This window comes from Enterococcus sp. DIV1937 (assembly GCF_050535975.1).
Lineage (GTDB): Bacteria > Bacillota > Bacilli > Lactobacillales > Enterococcaceae > Enterococcus > Enterococcus faecalis.
Genome location: NZ_CP172909.1, coordinates 630,653 through 647,830, shown reverse-complemented (window position 1 = coordinate 647,830; position 17,178 = coordinate 630,653). Strand labels below are relative to the sequence as shown.

12 protein-coding genes are annotated in these 17,178 nt (G+C 37.3%); 7 read left to right on the top strand and 5 right to left on the bottom strand.

Going from position 1 to position 17,178, the window contains the following annotated elements; all coding sequences use genetic code 11:
• Window positions 1–33: 33 nt before the first annotated feature.
• Entirely contained in the window at window positions 34–2,679 is a 2,646-nt protein-coding gene (locus IGL13_RS03160) for a calcium-translocating P-type ATPase, PMCA-type (RefSeq protein WP_002355749.1), read from the bottom strand.
• An 822-nt stretch (window positions 2,680–3,501) separates the two neighbouring features.
• Between IGL13_RS03160 and IGL13_RS03155 the strand changes: the two genes are divergently transcribed.
• Window positions 3,502–3,807, top strand: coding sequence for a helix-turn-helix transcriptional regulator (locus IGL13_RS03155; protein WP_002355748.1), 306 nt, complete (start codon window positions 3,502–3,504; stop codon window positions 3,805–3,807).
• Between the two features lie 345 nt (window positions 3,808–4,152).
• Here IGL13_RS03155 and queA read toward each other — a convergent pair whose 3' ends face one another.
• Window positions 4,153–5,184 carry a tRNA preQ1(34) S-adenosylmethionine ribosyltransferase-isomerase QueA gene (queA, locus tag IGL13_RS03150; RefSeq protein ID WP_002355747.1) on the bottom strand — a complete coding sequence of 344 codons (1,032 nt, stop codon included), beginning with the start codon at window positions 5,182–5,184 and terminating at the stop codon, window positions 4,153–4,155.
• 165 nt (window positions 5,185–5,349) lie between these two features.
• Here queA and IGL13_RS03145 point away from each other — a divergent pair, with 165 nt between their 5' ends.
• The 6 genes from IGL13_RS03145 to IGL13_RS03120 all read left to right on the top strand — a co-directional run bounded on the left by IGL13_RS03145 (window position 5,350) and on the right by IGL13_RS03120 (window position 10,824).
• Window positions 5,350–6,240: a ring-cleaving dioxygenase gene (locus IGL13_RS03145; protein ID WP_002355746.1), complete on the top strand. Its 891-nt coding sequence runs from the start codon at window positions 5,350–5,352 to the stop codon at window positions 6,238–6,240.
• A gap of 626 nt (window positions 6,241–6,866) precedes the next feature.
• Window positions 6,867–8,060 (top strand): betaine/proline/choline family ABC transporter ATP-binding protein, encoded by a 1,194-nt coding sequence (locus IGL13_RS03140; RefSeq protein ID WP_002355745.1) that lies wholly within the window; start codon window positions 6,867–6,869, stop codon window positions 8,058–8,060.
• A gap of 3 nt (window positions 8,061–8,063) precedes the next feature.
• A complete protein-coding gene (locus IGL13_RS03135) occupies window positions 8,064–8,699 on the top strand; it encodes an ABC transporter permease (protein ID WP_002355744.1) in 636 nt (211 codons plus the stop codon).
• 2 nt (window positions 8,700–8,701) lie between these two features.
• Window positions 8,702–9,622: an osmoprotectant ABC transporter substrate-binding protein gene (locus IGL13_RS03130; RefSeq protein ID WP_002355743.1), complete on the top strand. Its 921-nt coding sequence runs from the start codon at window positions 8,702–8,704 to the stop codon at window positions 9,620–9,622.
• 3 nt (window positions 9,623–9,625) lie between these two features.
• Complete coding sequence (locus IGL13_RS03125; RefSeq protein ID WP_002363261.1) at window positions 9,626–10,288, top strand: ABC transporter permease; 663 nt, start codon at window positions 9,626–9,628, stop codon at window positions 10,286–10,288.
• A gap of 71 nt (window positions 10,289–10,359) precedes the next feature.
• Window positions 10,360–10,824 carry a GNAT family N-acetyltransferase gene (locus IGL13_RS03120; protein WP_002378077.1) on the top strand — a complete coding sequence of 155 codons (465 nt, stop codon included), beginning with the start codon at window positions 10,360–10,362 and terminating at the stop codon, window positions 10,822–10,824.
• 35 nt (window positions 10,825–10,859) lie between these two features.
• On the opposite strand, the gene IGL13_RS03115 is transcribed toward IGL13_RS03120, so the two are convergent.
• From IGL13_RS03115 to IGL13_RS03105, 3 genes are all read right to left on the bottom strand, one after another.
• Window positions 10,860–12,683: an APC family permease gene (locus IGL13_RS03115; protein WP_002379167.1), complete on the bottom strand. Its 1,824-nt coding sequence runs from the start codon at window positions 12,681–12,683 to the stop codon at window positions 10,860–10,862.
• Between the two features lie 297 nt (window positions 12,684–12,980).
• Window positions 12,981–14,150, bottom strand: a complete 1,170-nt coding sequence (locus IGL13_RS03110) for a cation diffusion facilitator family transporter (RefSeq protein ID WP_002401539.1) — start codon at window positions 14,148–14,150, stop codon at window positions 12,981–12,983.
• A gap of 220 nt (window positions 14,151–14,370) precedes the next feature.
• Window positions 14,371–17,076 carry a YhgE/Pip domain-containing protein gene (locus tag IGL13_RS03105; protein ID WP_002364738.1) on the bottom strand — a complete coding sequence of 902 codons (2,706 nt, stop codon included), beginning with the start codon at window positions 17,074–17,076 and terminating at the stop codon, window positions 14,371–14,373.
• Window positions 17,077–17,178 lie beyond the last annotated feature (102 nt).

Sequence of the window (17,178 nt, the reverse complement as noted above, 5' to 3'; positions counted from 1 at the left end):
GAACAAAAGTAGCTTCTTTTATTCCTGTTAAATTTAAATCACTTCTTCTTCCTCTTCAACTTCAGAGAAATGGAACTTAATCATTTCATTGACGAAAATTGGCACAAAGGATAGGAAAATTGCTAACATCCAATGATTTAAACTAATATGCACTAATCCAAATAGTTCTTGTGTGAATGGTAATAAAGCAATGGTTGTGGTAATTAGTAATGCTAAAACGACCATTTCAAAGAGCGACTTGTTGCTTGATAATTTTACACGGAAAACAGAGTTCGCACTACGAACATTAAAGACATGTAAGATAGAGGAATAAGCTAAGATTAAAAATGCCACTGTTTGTCCAACTTCATAGCTGTTTGAAACATAGGCTGAAACACCTGGTACAAAGGCACCTAGGTAAAAACCAAACAAAGTAATGACTGTGAACACTGCTGCATTAATCCCAATCTTTTGCCATAAGCCTCGTGCAAAAATCCCTTCGTTTTTAGGGATTGGTGCCTCATCCATAATTCCTTTTTCCGCTGGTTCTTTTCCTAATGCAAAACCAGGTAACCCATCCGCGACCACGTTAACAAACAACAGTTGAACTGCAGTAAATGGCGCACCCCAACCAAGTAACATGGCAATTAAAACAATAAAAATCTCAGAAATATTACAGCTTAATAAGAAGTTAATGGCTTTACGAATATTTCGGTACACGGCACGTCCTTGCGCCACTGCATCAACAATAGTTGCAAAGTTATCGTCCGTCAAAATCATATCTGAAGCACCTTGGGCCACATCTGTTCCAGTAATCCCCATTGCGCAACCGACATCACTAGCTTTCAAGGCTGGCGCATCATTCACGCCATCTCCGGTCATTGCTACAACAGCGCCAGAACGTTGCCATGATTGAACAATTCGAATTTTATCTTCAGGGGTTACACGTGCATAAACGGATAAATCTTTAACCCGTTTATCTAATTCTTCATCACTCATTTTTTTCAGTTCTGAACCAGATAAGGCTTCACTTTTATCTTTTAAAATTCCTAATTCTTTAGCAATTGCACTGGCTGTTACCACGTGATCACCAGTAATCATGACTGTTTTAATTCCAGCTTTTTTCGCACGAGCAATGGCGCCCTTACTTTCTGGACGTGGTGGATCAATCATGCCAATTAAGCCTAACAAGCGAAGATTTTTTTCTAAAGCCTCTGATGTAATTTCCTTGGGTGGTTCATCATATACGGCATAACCGACAGCAATAACTCGTAACGCTCGTTTTCCGAAACGATCATTAACAATAGCCGCTTGATCGACATCTCCGAAACCAAAACGAGGTAGTAACACATCAAAGGCTCCTTTAGTAATTGAGATGTACTTTTTCCCCCATTGATGGACCGTAGTCATCATTTTTCGTTCTGAATCAAAGGGAATTTCACCAATACGAGGATATTTTTCTTCAAGTTCTTCTTTAGTATGATAATTTTCTTCGACAGCACGAACAATTGCCGCTTCTGTCGGATTCCCTGTAACAGTTAATTCATCGCCTTCTTTTTCCACAATGACATCTGTACATAAAGCAGCCATTTTCAGTACTTCCATGGCTTCATCGGTCATGGCATCTTCCGTATCCGTTACTTCATCACCACGATGCCATACTCGGCGGACGCGCATTTTATTTTGTGTCAGTGTTCCTGTCTTATCAGAACAGATAACATTCGCAGTTCCTAGCGTTTCTACTGCTGGCAATCGACGAATAATCGCATGTTTCTTAGCCATTTTTTGAACACCATATGCTAAGGTTAATGTTACAATCACGGTTAGTGTTTCTGGTACAGCTGCCACCGCTAAGGAAACGGCTGTCATAAACATTTCAAGAAGCGGTTCTCCTTGCAGTTCACCAATAATGAAAACAATTGCTGCAGCCCCTAAGGCTAACAAACTAATACGTTTGCCTAATTGATTCAAGCGTTTTTGTAATGGTGTTTTTTGCTGATCGCTGTTATTCAGTAACCCAGCAATTTTACCCATTTCCGTATTCATTCCTGTTGCAGTTACTACTGCTCGTCCGCGGCCATTCACAACGGTACAGCCTTTGAAAATCATATTTATTTGATCTCCTAAGCCATCATCGTCATGCCCCACGTATGTAGGATCTTTTTCAACAGGTTCACTTTCACCTGTTAGTGCTGACTCTTCTACGCGCATTTGAGAAGCTTGAATAAGTCGTGCATCGGCTGTAATCATTGAACCAGCTTCAAGAACTAGAACATCTCCTACTACTAGTTCTTCAGCATCGACTTCGATTACCTTGCCATCTCGTAAGACTGCACTACTTTGCTTGTTCATGTCTTGTAAAGCCGCCAGAGATTTTTCAGCATTTCCTTCTTGAACAATGGCCAAAACAGCATTGATAATCACAATTGCAATAATTAAGATTCCTTCAAAATATTCGCCATGTTCTGTTACGATTGCTGTATAAAACGAAATTGCCGCAGCAACTAATAAAATAATCGTTGTAAAATCAGATAAACTGTGAATAAATTTCTTTAACACAGAATCCTTCTTAGCCTCTTCAAATTGATTGCGGCCATTTTCTTTCAGCCGTTGTTGGGCCTCTTGTTGTGTTAAACCAGTTTCAGTATTGACTGAAACTTCTTTTGTGACAGTATCGACAGATTGCTTGTAAGCTTCCATCCTATTCCCCCTCTAATTTTTTCTTCCTATATAATAGTGTCTCTATTAAATATAACATGATTTTTTTTGAACACGCAACTTTTTTCATCTTTGGCTTAGCGTTCTCTCATATATCCAGAAAAAACTGGTATTTTCGTTGTTGCTACAGCAATGTTTCTATTTGATTATGGGAATTTTATGAAAAAGGAAACGAATTCAGCCAAAAAGCAATGGACATTTTTTTCATTTTGTCTGATAAAAAAATAGTTTATTTCTATATATTCAACACAAAAACAACAAAAAATACAATGTTATTTAGTTCGCACAATTATTTATTTTACATGTTATAAAATAACCAGAAAAATATTATATTTAATCTTATTAATAAGAGTTATAACTTGCAAACGCTTCCAAAAAGTGCTATTCTTTAAGTGTAAGGAGGACATGCAAATCAATTGGTTGAAGATTTTCTCAGTAGATAAAAATCGGTAAACTCAAAGTTGTTAGAATTGCAAGATTCACCTGTAAACAATACGTGTAGAGTAATTGTTAGTGATAACTCGTATCGGAAAATAGGGAAAGGTTATAGAAGGATGGAGTTTCTATAAAGCATTTACCCTATCTGTTATCACCTAACGCAAGTTATCCACCATCCAAGCGTCGAAACTGTATGAAAACAAGGTTTTAGTTTCACCACATCACGTTCACCTTTTGCTTTACATGTATCGCGAAATGTAAACACTTATTCAACCAATTGATGTCTTCCCGTTAACAAGGCCGAGCTTAAATTTAAGCTCGGTTTTTTCTTTTAGGCAATAAAATATATTTGTATCAAATAATCATATGTGTTATATTCAAGGTGCACATTCTATTTTATCTTCTTTTAAAGGAGGGAATGCTATGCGAAAAAAGAAAAAATCTTCGTTTGAAAGTTCAATTCATGTTTATCGTGCTATGGCTCGTATGACCCAGCAAGATTTGGCCAATCGAGTCGGTGTCTCTCGACAAACAATTATTCAACTGGAACGAAACAAGTACAATCCTTCATTACTTCTTGCGCATGACATCGCGAACGTCTTTGGCGTAACCATTGATGATGTGTTCACCTTCAAAGAAACACTGAATGACGATGTAGAACAAGAAGCCTAAACAGTATAAGCTGTACTTAACAAGACAATTTTTCTGATTGTACTTGGAGTTGCCGAGGTACAACTTAGTACCGGCAATACGAAGAAAGCACTTCTTCGTATTGTTGTTTCAATAATTAATCTTTTCTTACATAAAAAAAAGAACGGCGCAACCGTGGTTGCGCTGTTCTTTTTATTCTAAGATTGTCTACTAAGCATTTTCGTCCTAGTAGCGTTTTGGTTTCTAACTTTATTATTTACAGGGGAAGAAAAAATAAAGCACACCTTTACTGTGATTCCAAAAATCACGTGTTTATCATAATATATTTTTGTTTCAATCCCAAGTATTCTGCTCACAAAGTGTCGCTTATTTAATAAACATTGCATCGCCAAAACTAAAGAAACGATATTTTTCCTCAATTGCATGTTGGTAAGCAGCCAATGTTAAGTCTTTTCCTGCAAAGGCACTCACAAGCATCACTAACGTAGATTTTGGTAAATGGAAGTTCGTTGAAAAAGCCTCTACGACTTTAAATTGATACCCTGGTGTGATAAAAATATCGGTCCAGCCACTGTCAGCCTGGATTTCACCATTAAATTTTGTGCCAATTGTTTCCAACGTACGAATAGAAGTTGTTCCAACCGCAACAATCCGACCGCCTGCTTGGCGTACTTCATTTAGTTGCTTAGCCGCTTCTTCAGTTAAACGATAGAATTCGCTATGCATATGATGTTCTTCTATATTATCAACGCTCACGGGACGGAATGTTCCTAAACCGACATGTAAAGTTAAATAAACGAGATGAACACCTTTTGCTTTGATCTCTTCTAATAGTTCTTTTGTAAAATGCAAACCCGCTGTTGGTGCTGCAGCTGAACCATTTTCTTCAGCATAAACCGTTTGATAACGATCTGGGTCATCTAGACGTTCTTTGATATATGGCGGCAATGGCATTTCTCCTAACGATTCTAAAATTTCTAAGAAAATACCATCATATTTAAATTCAATGATTCGACCACCATGTTCCAACTCTTCTTTAACCACCGCTTTTAGGCGACCATCGCCAAATTGAATTTCCGTGCCGACTTTTGCACGTTTCGCGGGTTTAATCAAGGTTTCCCATGTATCGCCTTCTGTATTTGTTAAAAGTAAAACTTCCAAATGACCGCCTGTTTCAGGTTTTTCTCCATATAAACGGGCCGGTAGTACCCGTGTGTTATTCATGACTAATGCATCCCCAGGCTGTAATTCATCAAGAATATCATGGAAATGTTTATCCTCCATGTCCCCTGTTTCTTTATTTACAACTAATAATCGTGAACTAGCGCGATCTTTTAGTGGGGTTTGAGCAATTAATTCTTCTGGTAAATCAAAATCAAAATCTTCTGTACTTAGCATTTCCGTCACTCTTTCTACTAGTTTTTATCTTGGTTATTCTAACACTTTTTCTTGTTTCTGGCTATGTCAGCCTTCTGAATCAAACTAAATAGTTGTCAAAAAATGTCAGAAGCACTATACTTACTTTAAGTAAGTGTGCATAGTTATTTAGAGGAGGAACTCAAAATGCATGCTCAATTTCATCATGTTTCACTATTAGCGCGTCATGGTCAAGAAAACCAATCATTCTATACAAAATTGTTAGGCTTACGCTTTGTCAAAAATACCGTAAATCAAGACAACAATCGCATGCCTCATTATTTTTATGGCGATTATCAAGGCACACCGGGAAGCTTAGTAACTTTTTTTATCGTGCCCTTATTAGGCAACCGCTATGAAGAAAAAAATTATTTAGCCACGATTGGCTTAAAAATTCCCCAAAACAGCCTTTCCTTTTGGGAACAACGTTTAACAGAAAACAAAATTCCATTTAACAAAAAAGAAAAGAGCCTACATTTCAGTGATCCAGATGATACGCATATTATCCTGACAGAAGTTCCTGAAAATCCATTAAAAGAAACACTCGTTGTTTCTAACGACATTCCAGCAGCGGTTCAAATTATCGGTTTGGCCTCTACTGAATTTCATGTGCCAGATTCTGAAAAAACCTTGGCCTTTTTTGAAACATTTCTTGGTTGGCAAGCAGTTGGCAATACGATTATTTTAAGTGAGACGGAAAGCTTTTCTGTTCATCAAACAACGTCGGATAAAACAAGCCGAATGGGGCGTGGCAGTATGGATCATATTGCTTTTTCTGTGGCTGATGATGAAGCATTACAAGAACTACACACGCGCGCTTTAGCGCAAGGCTGGGAAATTGAAATGTATGTAAGTCGTGGATATTTTAAAAGTTTATACATTCGTGAACCAGGCGGGAATCGGGTTGAATTTGCTACTTTGACTCCTGGTTTTACATTGGATGAGCCTCTGGAACATTTAGGGGAAACATTGGCTTTACCGCCTTTTTTAGAACCAAAACGGACTGCAATTGAAGCCAACCTCTACAAAGACATGTAACCAACGCTTTAGAAAACAACGGAAGACGGACGTAATAATCGGTGACAAAATTACGTCCGTCTCTCTTCCCCTATGTTTGAATGTTTGAACAAGAGAATAAAAAATGACCTTCAGATTTTTCTGAACGTCATTGCACATTCCATAAAAAGCATCCTTCGTTCTTCCACTTCTTACTTCTTAAAAAAACTGGTAATTTTTTCAAAAATTCAGTAAAATAAAAGTGATCAATGGTTTCCATTGATTGAACGGGCAACTTGATGGTCCACTTGCACAGGTGACTATTCAAGGCTTCGTGATTTAGTTGCCGCTAAATCATGAAGCGCCTTTTTTTATTTTATTCCCTTGTTCTCTTTCCATTCTAATGAAAAACTCAGCTCCCGTCAACTTGCTACAAAGGACACTTTTCTTTGTTATAGCGGCTTTTCTTCCTTCTCAGAATACTCTTTTTAACATCTTGTTTCGTTCAGATAACTTTTACTAAACAATAGTTATCTTTTCTTTTTTTTAGAACGAATTAAAAAAATTTTACCGCCTTCTTTTTCCCATTAAAAATAGATTACATTTGTCGAAATCGCATTTTTATAGCATACTAGTAATAAGATACATTTTCAAAATATTTAGTTGAGGTGAGTAAGTTGATAGAATTTCAGCATGTATCAAAATTTTATAAAGGCGGAAAAGTCGCCGTTGATGACATTAATTTGTCTTTCGATAAAGGTGAATTTATCTGCTTCATCGGAACAAGTGGTAGTGGAAAAACAACATCAATGCGGATGCTTAACCGCATGACCGACCCTTCAAAAGGAAAAATTTTAATTGATGGCCAAGATATTCAAAAAATCAATCCTGTAGAGCTACGTCGCCAAATTGGCTATGTCATTCAAAATATCGGCTTGATGCCTCACATGACCATTCGTGAAAATATCGTTTTAGTGCCTAAATTATTAAAAGTACCTGTGGAAGAACGCAATAAGATAGCCGAAAAAATGATTGATTTGGTTGAGTTACCACGAGAAATGTTGGACCGCTATCCCAATGAACTTTCTGGGGGACAACAACAAAGAATCGGCGTTGTGCGGGCTTTAGCTGCCAATCAAGATATTATTCTAATGGATGAACCTTTTGGTGCTTTAGATCCTATCACCCGTGATTCATTACAAGATTTAGTGAAAGATTTGCAAGAACGTTTAGGAAAAACTATTGTCTTTGTTACCCATGATATGGATGAAGCGTTGAAATTAGCAAATAAAATTGCCATTATGAGCGAAGGCAAAGTAATTCAATTTGACACACCAGATAATATTTTACGTCATCCAGCCAATGAATTTGTAGAAGAACTCATCGGAGAAGATCGCTTATTACAAGCCAAACCTGATTTCACCACTGTTGATGAAGTCATGTTAAATTCAGCTATTACTATCACGCCGGAAAAATCTTTACAAGAAGCGATTAAATTGATGCGTGAAAAACGGGTTGATACCTTATTAGTTGTTGATAATTCCCATGTGCTTAAAGGCTTTATCGATGTTGAAACATTAGATCAGCAACGTGGCAAAGCTTCTAGTGTTGGTGATATCTTGAATAAAGATGTCTTCTTTGTTCAAAAAACCGCTCTTTTACGTGATGCTTTACAAAGAATCTTAAAACGCGGCTTAAAATATGTGCCAGTCGTTGATGAACAAAAACGAGTGGTGGGCATCTTAACACGTGCTTCCCTTGTTGACATTGTTTATGATGTTATCTGGGGCGATGAAACAACGATTAGTGAAGCTGTAGAAGCAAAACAAAGCGAGTCCGAAACTGATAAAGAGGAGGCGTAAGCAATGAGTAGCTTCTTTCAAGAATATGGATCAGAAATGATTTCAAAAAGTATTGAACATATTTATATTTCATTCTTTGCACTTTTATTAGGGGTCGCTATCGCTGTGCCCGTTGGCGTTTGGTTAACACGTTTGCCCAAAGTAGCCAATATTGTCATTGGTTTAACAAGTGCCTTACAAACGGTTCCTTCGTTGGCTTTATTAGCTTTGATGATTCCAATTTTTGGTGTCGGCAAAACACCCGCTATTATCGCGCTATTCATCTATTCCCTTCTACCTATTTTAAGAAACACGTATATCGGAATGAAAAATGTCGATGAAAATTACCGAGATGTTGCTAAAGGCATGGGCATGACCAATTTACAGTCTATTTTTAGTGTTGAATTACCTATTGCCATGCCAACAATTATGGCCGGCATTCGTTTAGCTGCTGTCTATGTCATTGCTTGGGCTACACTGGCTTCTTATATTGGTGCAGGTGGTCTTGGTGATATGATTTTCAGTGGATTAAATAACTATCAGCCAGAATTAATCTTTGGCGGGACTATTCCGGTAACTATTTTAGCGCTTTTAGCAGATGTTCTTCTTGGATTATTAGAAAATCGTTTAACGCCAAAAGCTTTAAGGGAGGGCGAATAATGATGAAAAAGAAACTCAAGTTAAGCTTACTCTTCTTAAGCAGTTTACTTTTATTGGCAGGTTGTTCTTTACCTGGTCTCGCTTCAACTTCTGATGATAACACTGTCGCCATTACAGGTGGGATTACTTCAGAAGCGCAGATTTTAGGGAGCATTGTAGCGGATATGGTTGAGCATTACACAGATAAAAAAACAAATGTGATTAACAACTTAGCCACTACTACCATCAATCACCAAGCAATGTTAAACGGAGATGCCTCAATTTCTGCAGCTCGTTATACTGGTACTGACGTGACTACTACGCTGGGCTTACCAGCGGAAAAAGACCCTAAAAAAGCGTTTAACCTAGTTCAATCAGAATTTGAAAAACGTTATCAACAAACTTGGTTCCCTTCATATGGATTTGAAAATACTTATGTATTCTTAGTTACAAAAGAAACGGCTGAGAAATACAATTTAAAAACAGTCAGTGATTTAGGGAAAGTCGCAGACAAATTAGTTGCTGGTGTCGATACTGCGTGGATCACACGTGAAGGCGACGGTTATGAAGGCTTTAAAAAGGAATACAACTTCCAATTTAAATCTATTTTACCAATGCAAATTGGCTTGGTGTACGATGCAGTCAACGCTGGAAAAATGGACGTCATCTTAGGTTACTCAACAGATGGCCGGATTGGTAGTTACGATTTAGTCATGTTAAAAGATGACAAGCGCTTCTTCCCGCCTTATGATGCCGCTCCTGTGGTTAGTGACAAATTATTAAAAGAAACGCCGGAAATTAAAGATGTCTTAAATCGCTTAGATGGTAAAATTTCTACCAAAAAAATGCAAGAATTGAACTATCAAGCAGATAATGATTTAATTGAACCTGCTGTCGTAGCCGAACGTTTCTTAAAAGAAAATAACTATTTTGAGGGGGAGTAACAGATGAATAATATGAATTTATTCCAACAATTTATCTACTATTTCCAACAAAATGGCGGCTACGTCTTTCAACAATTTTTACGTCACTTTTTAATTTCGATTTATGGCGTAATCTTTGCTGCAATTGTCGGGATTCCTATTGGGATTATGATTTCACGTAAACGTAGCTTAGCCAACTGGATTATCCGTTTAGCGAACATTATCCAAACAGTACCAGCTTTGGCAATGCTTTCGATTTTAATGTTGGGAATGGGCTTAGGCGTCAACACGGTGGTTGTAACGGTCTTCCTTTATTCTCTCCTACCAATCATCAAGAATACGTACACTGGCATGATTCAAGTGGATCGCAATATTTTAGATGTTGGTAAAGGAATGGGTATGACAAAAGTACAACTTCTTTATATGGTCGAGTTACCTTTATCTGTTTCAGTAATCATGGCAGGTATTCGAAATGCGTTAGTCGTCGCAATCGGGATTACTGCGATTGGCGCTTTCGTTGGTGCTGGTGGTTTAGGGGATATTATTATTCGTGGAACCAATGCCACAGATGGTGCTTCTATCATTTTAGTCGGTGCCTTACCAACAGCCTTTATGGCGATTATCACAGATTGGGTTCTAGGGATTATTGAACGTCGTTTAGACCCAGCTAGCAAACATTCCAATTAATAAAAAATACAGAGCAGATCCAACATTGTTTCTTTTCAATGGGATCTGTTCTTTTATCTAGGAGATTAATAATGTCTAACTATACTATTATCGATTTAAACCAACAACCACACTTAATTCCGGCAGCTGCTCAATGGTTTAGCCAAAAGTGGCAAATCCCCGCTGAAGCGTATCAAGCAAGTATGCAGGAAATGCTAACTAGCGAAAACCACGTACCACATTGGTGGGTCTGCTTGAATAAACAGCAGGACATCGTTGCAGGCGTGGGCGTAATTGATAATGACTTCCACAATCGTGCAGACCTTACGCCAAACCTTTGTGCATTGTATGTCGAACCAACATTTCGTCACCAAGGCTTAGCAGGAATTCTTTTAACAACAGTTGGTGATTTTCTTGCTAATTCTGGATTTAAAAAGCTTTATCTGCTTACAGACCATACTACTTTTTATGAAAGATATGACTGGGAATTTTTGACAATGGTAACCACTGAAGAGCAGTCTTGCGCTAGAATTTATCAAAAACAATTACGTCAATAAAAAAATCTGCCATCAAAAGATGGCAGACTTTTTTTTTATTTTTTCAAGTGATAACTATAGGTAGCCACAATAATATTTTCCCGCCACGCTAAACGAATCCGCAAGCGTAAACTTGTTTGGTTATGCAAAATATTTTGCCAACGTTTATTTGGTACAAATTGTGGTACTAAAACTGTTGTACTGTAGTTATGCTTCGTGGCATTTTTACTAACCAAATCAACATAACGTAAGATAGGATTTTGCAGTGAACGATACGAAGAATGGACAATTGATAGACGAACGTCCGGGAAGTGTTTTTTAAACTCTTCCTGAATTTCTTTTTCCTTCTCAACATTTTCATCCATTGAGACATGCATAGCAACAACATAATCACCAATGGAACGCGCATAGTTCAAGGCGCCGACATTTGCCTTGGTTACGTTCCCTACTAAAACAATAACTGTATTCCCGTCAAACTCATGCAACTGTGCCCCATCTTCTAAACGTAGCTGTTCCGCCACATTTTTATAGTGAGTATTGACCCGATAAAATGCATAAATCAACACCGGCATAATAATAAAGAACGGCCAGATGTCCCCTAATCGATAAATAAACAAAATGGCGATAATCGCGAAAGAGATAAAGGCGCCGACAATATTAGCAATTGATTTTGGCAACCAATTTTTAGTTTCTTTTCGCCATTTTACAACCATCCCCGATTGAGACAAAGCAAACGGAATAAACACACCAATGGAATACAATGGGATTAAACGTTCTGTGGAACCTTGGAAAATCAATAATAAAACAATGGAACCAGCAGCTAAAGTTAAAATACCATTTGAATAGCCCAAACGGTCGCCACGATCCATATACATATGCGGCATAAACTTATCTTTGGCTAAGTTATAAGCCAAAACTGGAAAGGCTGAGAATCCTGTGTTAGCGGCAACCGCTAAAATTAAGGCTGTCGCAAACTGTAATAAATAATATAAAATATTTTGACCAAAGACCGCTTTCCCAATTTGTGAAAGAACTGTCACTTCTTCTTTGGGCACAATCCCATACCAATAGTTAATAAACGTAATCCCCACGAAGAAGAACCCTAAAATCGTTGCCATTAACGCTAACGTCCCAGCAGCATTTTTTGCTCGTGGTTTCTTAAAGAATGGCACTGCATTACTGATTGCTTCAACCCCTGTTAAGGAAGAAGAACCAGATGAAAACGCCCGTAAAACTAAGGCAATAGAAATTCCTGGAACCACGGCTCCTGGTAAAGCTGTCGCATTCAATGGCTGTGCGCCAGTCACAATTTTAAATAGCCCAACAACAATCAGTAATGTAATAATTGCGATAAAACTATACACTGGCAACATTAAGAACGAGGCAGATTCTCGCAGGCCTCTCAAGTTCATTAAGGTAATCAATATCACAATCCCAATAGAAATTGCTACTTGATGACCATATAACGCTGGAATCGCCGATATAATCGCCTCTGCACCCGCTGAAACTGAAACGGCTACTGTTAGCATATAATCGACTAACAACGAACCACCAGCCAATAAACCGGCATTTCTGCCGAGGTTTTCACTACTAACAACGTATGCGCCGCCGCCATGCGGATACGCATGAATAATTTGTCGGTACGACAATGTTAAAGAAATAAGTAAAATAATAACAAATGCAGCAATTGGTAATGAATACCAAATCGCAGCCGCCGACAAAGTAACCAGAACCACCACTATTTGTTCTGTACCATACGCAATGGATGAAAGTGCATCAGAAGATAACAACGCAAGCGCTGCAAATCTGCTTAATTTATGTTCATCATTTTCGGCTGATTTCAATGGTTTCCCAATGAACAGTCGTTTTAAATCCGCCATTTTTTTCTACTCCTTTTCTCTAGAGTGACCCGCTCACTTTTTTCATTATTTTTTATCAAACAAATCCATATGCTACGCTTCTCACAATGAAAAGTCAATTGATTTTTGTTACTGAAAAAGATAAAAAAATCACCATCTTTTTTTAATCAGACACTCATTTAAAGTCCCCCGCTTCCTTTATCTTATCAAGAGAATCCAGATAACAAAAGGATTTGCATTCTCTAAACAAAAAAGCGAGAGCTAAAAGTCTATTTGACCTTTTGGCTCTCGCTTAAAAACTTAGTTAATTATTCCCTTTTATTGTAACAAGTACGTATGATCGAAGGTAATTTCCACTTTATAACGACCAATTTTTTCATAAACTTGCCGCTGAATTTCCACACCTAGTTCAAATTCAGATAATTTTGATTCTGTAGGTAAAACCAAGTCGAACAAAATCTTCGGTTCTTCACCATGGGTAACTAAGCGGATATCATGGACTTTTAAAGACGCATCAAAAGAACGAATAATCTTTTTGATTGTTTGATGAACAAATTGTTGTGTTGGGTCATACAAATTTACTGGATCAATATGACAAACAAGGTTAACATCTAATTCTTCTTTAAACTTCGCTTCAATCGCATCGATTGTCTGATGGGCTTTATTTAAATCCCAGCGATCATCAATTTCAATGTGAACAGACGCAAACGTTTGGCTGGGACCATAATTATGAATCAGCAAATCGTGATATCCTACAATTGTTTCTATTTTTGATAAGACATTCTTCATTTCATCAATTTCTGTTTGGCTCGGACGCATGCCCATCAACTCATTAATAAATTCGCGAATTAACTGCAGCCCACTATAAATAATATATGCAGCAATTAAAAAACCAATATATCCATCAATGCGCAAACCAGTGACGCCTTCAATAAATGCAGAAATCAAAACAGCTAATGTAGTATAAACATCATTAAAGCTATCCTTAGCAGAAGCAACTAATGCTTGAGAATCAATTTTTGCTGATACTTTTTTGTAAAACAGCCCTTGCCAAATTTTAATCCCAATTGATAAAGCTAAAACAGCAAATAAAATGGGTGTCACCTTGATTGATTCTGGATGCAGGATGCGATCCACGGAGGTCGTTAGAAACTCAAACCCAATAAACGTAATCACTAATGATACAAGCATTCCACTAATATATTCAAAACGTTCATGGCCATAGGGATGTTCTTTATCCGCTGGCTTACCAGCAATATAAAAACCGACTAATGTTAAAACTGAAGAAATAGTATCGGACAAGCTATTAATGGCATCTGCCATGATTGAAACACTACCTGAAAGCAAGCCAATCATAAATTTACTAACGAATAAAAATAAATTAGAAACAAGCCCAATCCGCCCGGCAAAAGCACCGAATGCTGTTCGTTTTTCCAATTTACGACGTTCAATTTTTTTCTCATATCGTTGAAGCAATGCTTGAATCATTTTACAACCCCTACCCACTTTTTATTTCTTAAAAAAATACTATAAAACCTTTTTATGTATTTGTACACAAAAAACCTCACTTTCTGAGGGAGATTTTATTATTTAGCATTGCCAAAAAGTCAAAAGCAAGAGCCCCCAAAACTTCTTTGTTAGGGTTGCCTTGAAAATAAAGAAAAATAAAAAGCCGAAAACGCTAGAGACGTTTTCAGCTTTTTGTTTTTTAATGGAATAAATGGCTCTTTTGCGCTAAAGCCGCAAATTTTTTCGATCTGTGTTCCAGATGTGGATAAAGAATTGCGCCGCCAATACTAAAGACGACTGAAATCCCCACCATAATCCAAATTGCAAACCAAGCATTTGGCCAGTAAATGCCTCCTGCTGATTCCCTTAGCAAGTTTACGGCATGCGTAAACGGCAAGAACGGATTAATCATTTGGAAGAATTTACCTGAGACTTGAATTGGGTAGTTCCCACCCCCACCAGAGATGGATAGTACCAAGATTATTATCGCAATTCCTTTCCCTACATTGCCAAAGAGAGCAACGAGCACATAAACCATTATCATAAACGTAATGGCAATCAATACCGCAAACCAGACGCTATACGCTGGATTACGAACATCTACGCCTAACGCAAAGTAATTACCTAAGGTTACAATCAGTGCTTGACCAATCCCCATGACAATGAAAGTAAACATCCGTGCTGAAAATTGTTCCCGTTTAGAAAAGCGTTTTTTATCTTTTCCTTCAAGATAAACATCCGTTGTCGCAACACTTGAGAATAATACAGCACCAACCCATAAACACAAAGCTGTATAGAATGGCGTACTTGCCGAACCATTATTAGCAATCGGATAAACAGCATGTTCTTTGACTTCAACTGGTTGTGTAAAGAAGTCACTTTCTTTATTGGCATCTAATTTTAGTAATTTAAGAATTTCACCTAAATCAACTTCTTTTTCACCTTTACGGATTGCATTCGCTGCTTTGTGTAATCCTGTTTTGATATTTGGCCAATCATTAATAATTAGTTCGTTGGCTTTGTCTAAGGCCGCTTCAACATCTGGCATTTTCTCATTGACTGTTTTCAAGGTATTCGTTAAATCTTTTCGGATACCTGGATAGTCATTTTGCATAAAGGCTGCCGCTTTGCTGACTTTGTCTTGAATGACTGGTAAATCGTTTTTATACAAATCAGCACCACGATTAATGCCATTGACAATGGTTTCCATATTACCATTCAACATCGTATTCGCATCATGAATTTCTTGTTTAATTGCCGGCATTTCGGCTTGATATTTTTCTAATAAAGAAATCGCATTAGTGACCGTTTGACTTGTTGAGCTCAATAATCCTTCAAAGTCAATTTGTTGCGCTTTGTTTAGTTGGCCTTGAGCGTTTTGGATGGTACTAATTAGTTTGTTTAAAATGGTTGAAACGGTATTACTAATTCCGTTTACATCAACACTGCCCACAATACTAGAAATATTAGTTGCCATTTCGTCAATCTCATTTAAATAATTTTGTACTCCAGAGATATCACCCGCTTGGACTAAAGCATTTAATTGATTCAAGCGATTGCTAAAATCTGTTAATAAATCATTTACATGGCTTAATTGAGCAATCGCACCATCTAAGTCATGATTACCAGCATTTTCTTGGAGTTGTTTCATAAACGCAATAATGTCGTTAATTGCTTGCTGTTGCCGTTGGATATTAGTTGTGAAATCTTGTACTACTTCATTAATATGTTGTTTTTCTTCTGGCGTTAACTGTCCATCATCTAACGCTTGACGAATAGTCGCGACTACAGAAGTTGTTGTTGTAGCAACTTGCTGGATAGATTTCAAAGTCACTTCAACGCTATTCGTAATGCTTGGTAACGCCTTTTCCAATTGAGTGGCGCCATCTAATGTGACATTCCCTAAATCATTGGCTTGATCACCTAGTTTACGAATATCTGGTAACGCCGTTTGAACTTGTTGAATGATTTCTAATCCTTGTTTTGCTTCTTGGATTCCTTCGCTCATTGTTTGTTCCACAGAGGCAAAGTCTTCATCAATCATAGCAATTTGTCGGCCAGCGTTTTGAATTTCTGGAATTTTTTCTTGTAACGTCAAAATAACACTAGCTTGTTCTTTGATGCTTGGCATTTTGCCATTTAGCTCAACAATCTTCTCTCCTAAAGCATCAACTTCAGGTAAATATTTCATCGCATCGTTGGCTTTCGCTAATTTTTCTTTTAGCTCAGGCATCTTACCATGTAAGTCTGTGACTTGTTTCGCGTACGTGTCAATGGTTCCAATGTTGGCATCTGTATCTAAAATCATGCTCTTAACTTTTTGAATGCTAACCATGTTTTTATCAATATCATAGCCAATATCATTGAATGTTTTGATTAACGTACTACTTGCCGTTTTAATGAATTCTTCCGAAATTTGTGACTGAATGGAAGAAGCGCCTTTTGACGTAATTTTCGGCGCAATTGCATTAATTTTTTCGTTAATTGAGTATTCAATTTTAGGTTTATTGATATCACCAGAAGTAAAACTTAGCAAATCTTTGGAAAAATCTTTAGGTAAATAAATCCCGGCAAAATATTTTCCTGATTGGACCCCTTTGTCTAATTCCTTTTTCGAATCAACAAAACGCCAACCTAATTGCTTGTTTTTCTTCAAGTTTTTCAAGACTTCATCACCAATATTGACCGATTTATCTTGAAAAGTTGCTGTTTGGTCATCACTATAGACCGCTATTGGTAACTCTCCTGTATTTGAATACGGATCCCATAGTGCTTTAATGTTAAACCATGCATATAATGATGGAATAATCATTAAGGCAACAATCAAAAATGTTGCTACTGGGTTTTTAAAAATTCTTTTCCAATCTAAAATAAATAGTTCCCATGTATTTTTTATATGTTTCATAAAATCACCTGCTTTTTTTTGTGCCTGAATAACTTTAGCATAAAATACAAGAGAATAACAAACAAAAGCTTGAATGTTACGACACATTTTTAAAATGTCGTA

Coding starts and splice junctions, on each gene's coding strand:
- IGL13_RS03160 (WP_002355749.1), bottom strand. CDS start 2,679: ATGGAAGCTTACAAGCAATCTGTCGATACTGTCACAAAAGAAGTTTCA.
- IGL13_RS03155 (WP_002355748.1), top strand. CDS start 3,502: ATGTGTTATATTCAAGGTGCACATTCTATTTTATCTTCTTTTAAAGGA.
- queA (WP_002355747.1), bottom strand. CDS start 5,184: ATGCTAAGTACAGAAGATTTTGATTTTGATTTACCAGAAGAATTAATT.
- IGL13_RS03145 (WP_002355746.1), top strand. CDS start 5,350: ATGCATGCTCAATTTCATCATGTTTCACTATTAGCGCGTCATGGTCAA.
- IGL13_RS03135 (WP_002355744.1), top strand. CDS start 8,064: ATGAGTAGCTTCTTTCAAGAATATGGATCAGAAATGATTTCAAAAAGT.
- IGL13_RS03130 (WP_002355743.1), top strand. CDS start 8,702: ATGAAAAAGAAACTCAAGTTAAGCTTACTCTTCTTAAGCAGTTTACTT.
- IGL13_RS03125 (WP_002363261.1), top strand. CDS start 9,626: ATGAATAATATGAATTTATTCCAACAATTTATCTACTATTTCCAACAA.
- IGL13_RS03120 (WP_002378077.1), top strand. CDS start 10,360: ATGTCTAACTATACTATTATCGATTTAAACCAACAACCACACTTAATT.
- IGL13_RS03115 (WP_002379167.1), bottom strand. CDS start 12,683: ATGGCGGATTTAAAACGACTGTTCATTGGGAAACCATTGAAATCAGCC.
- IGL13_RS03110 (WP_002401539.1), bottom strand. CDS start 14,150: ATGATTCAAGCATTGCTTCAACGATATGAGAAAAAAATTGAACGTCGT.
- IGL13_RS03105 (WP_002364738.1), bottom strand. CDS start 17,076: ATGAAACATATAAAAAATACATGGGAACTATTTATTTTAGATTGGAAA.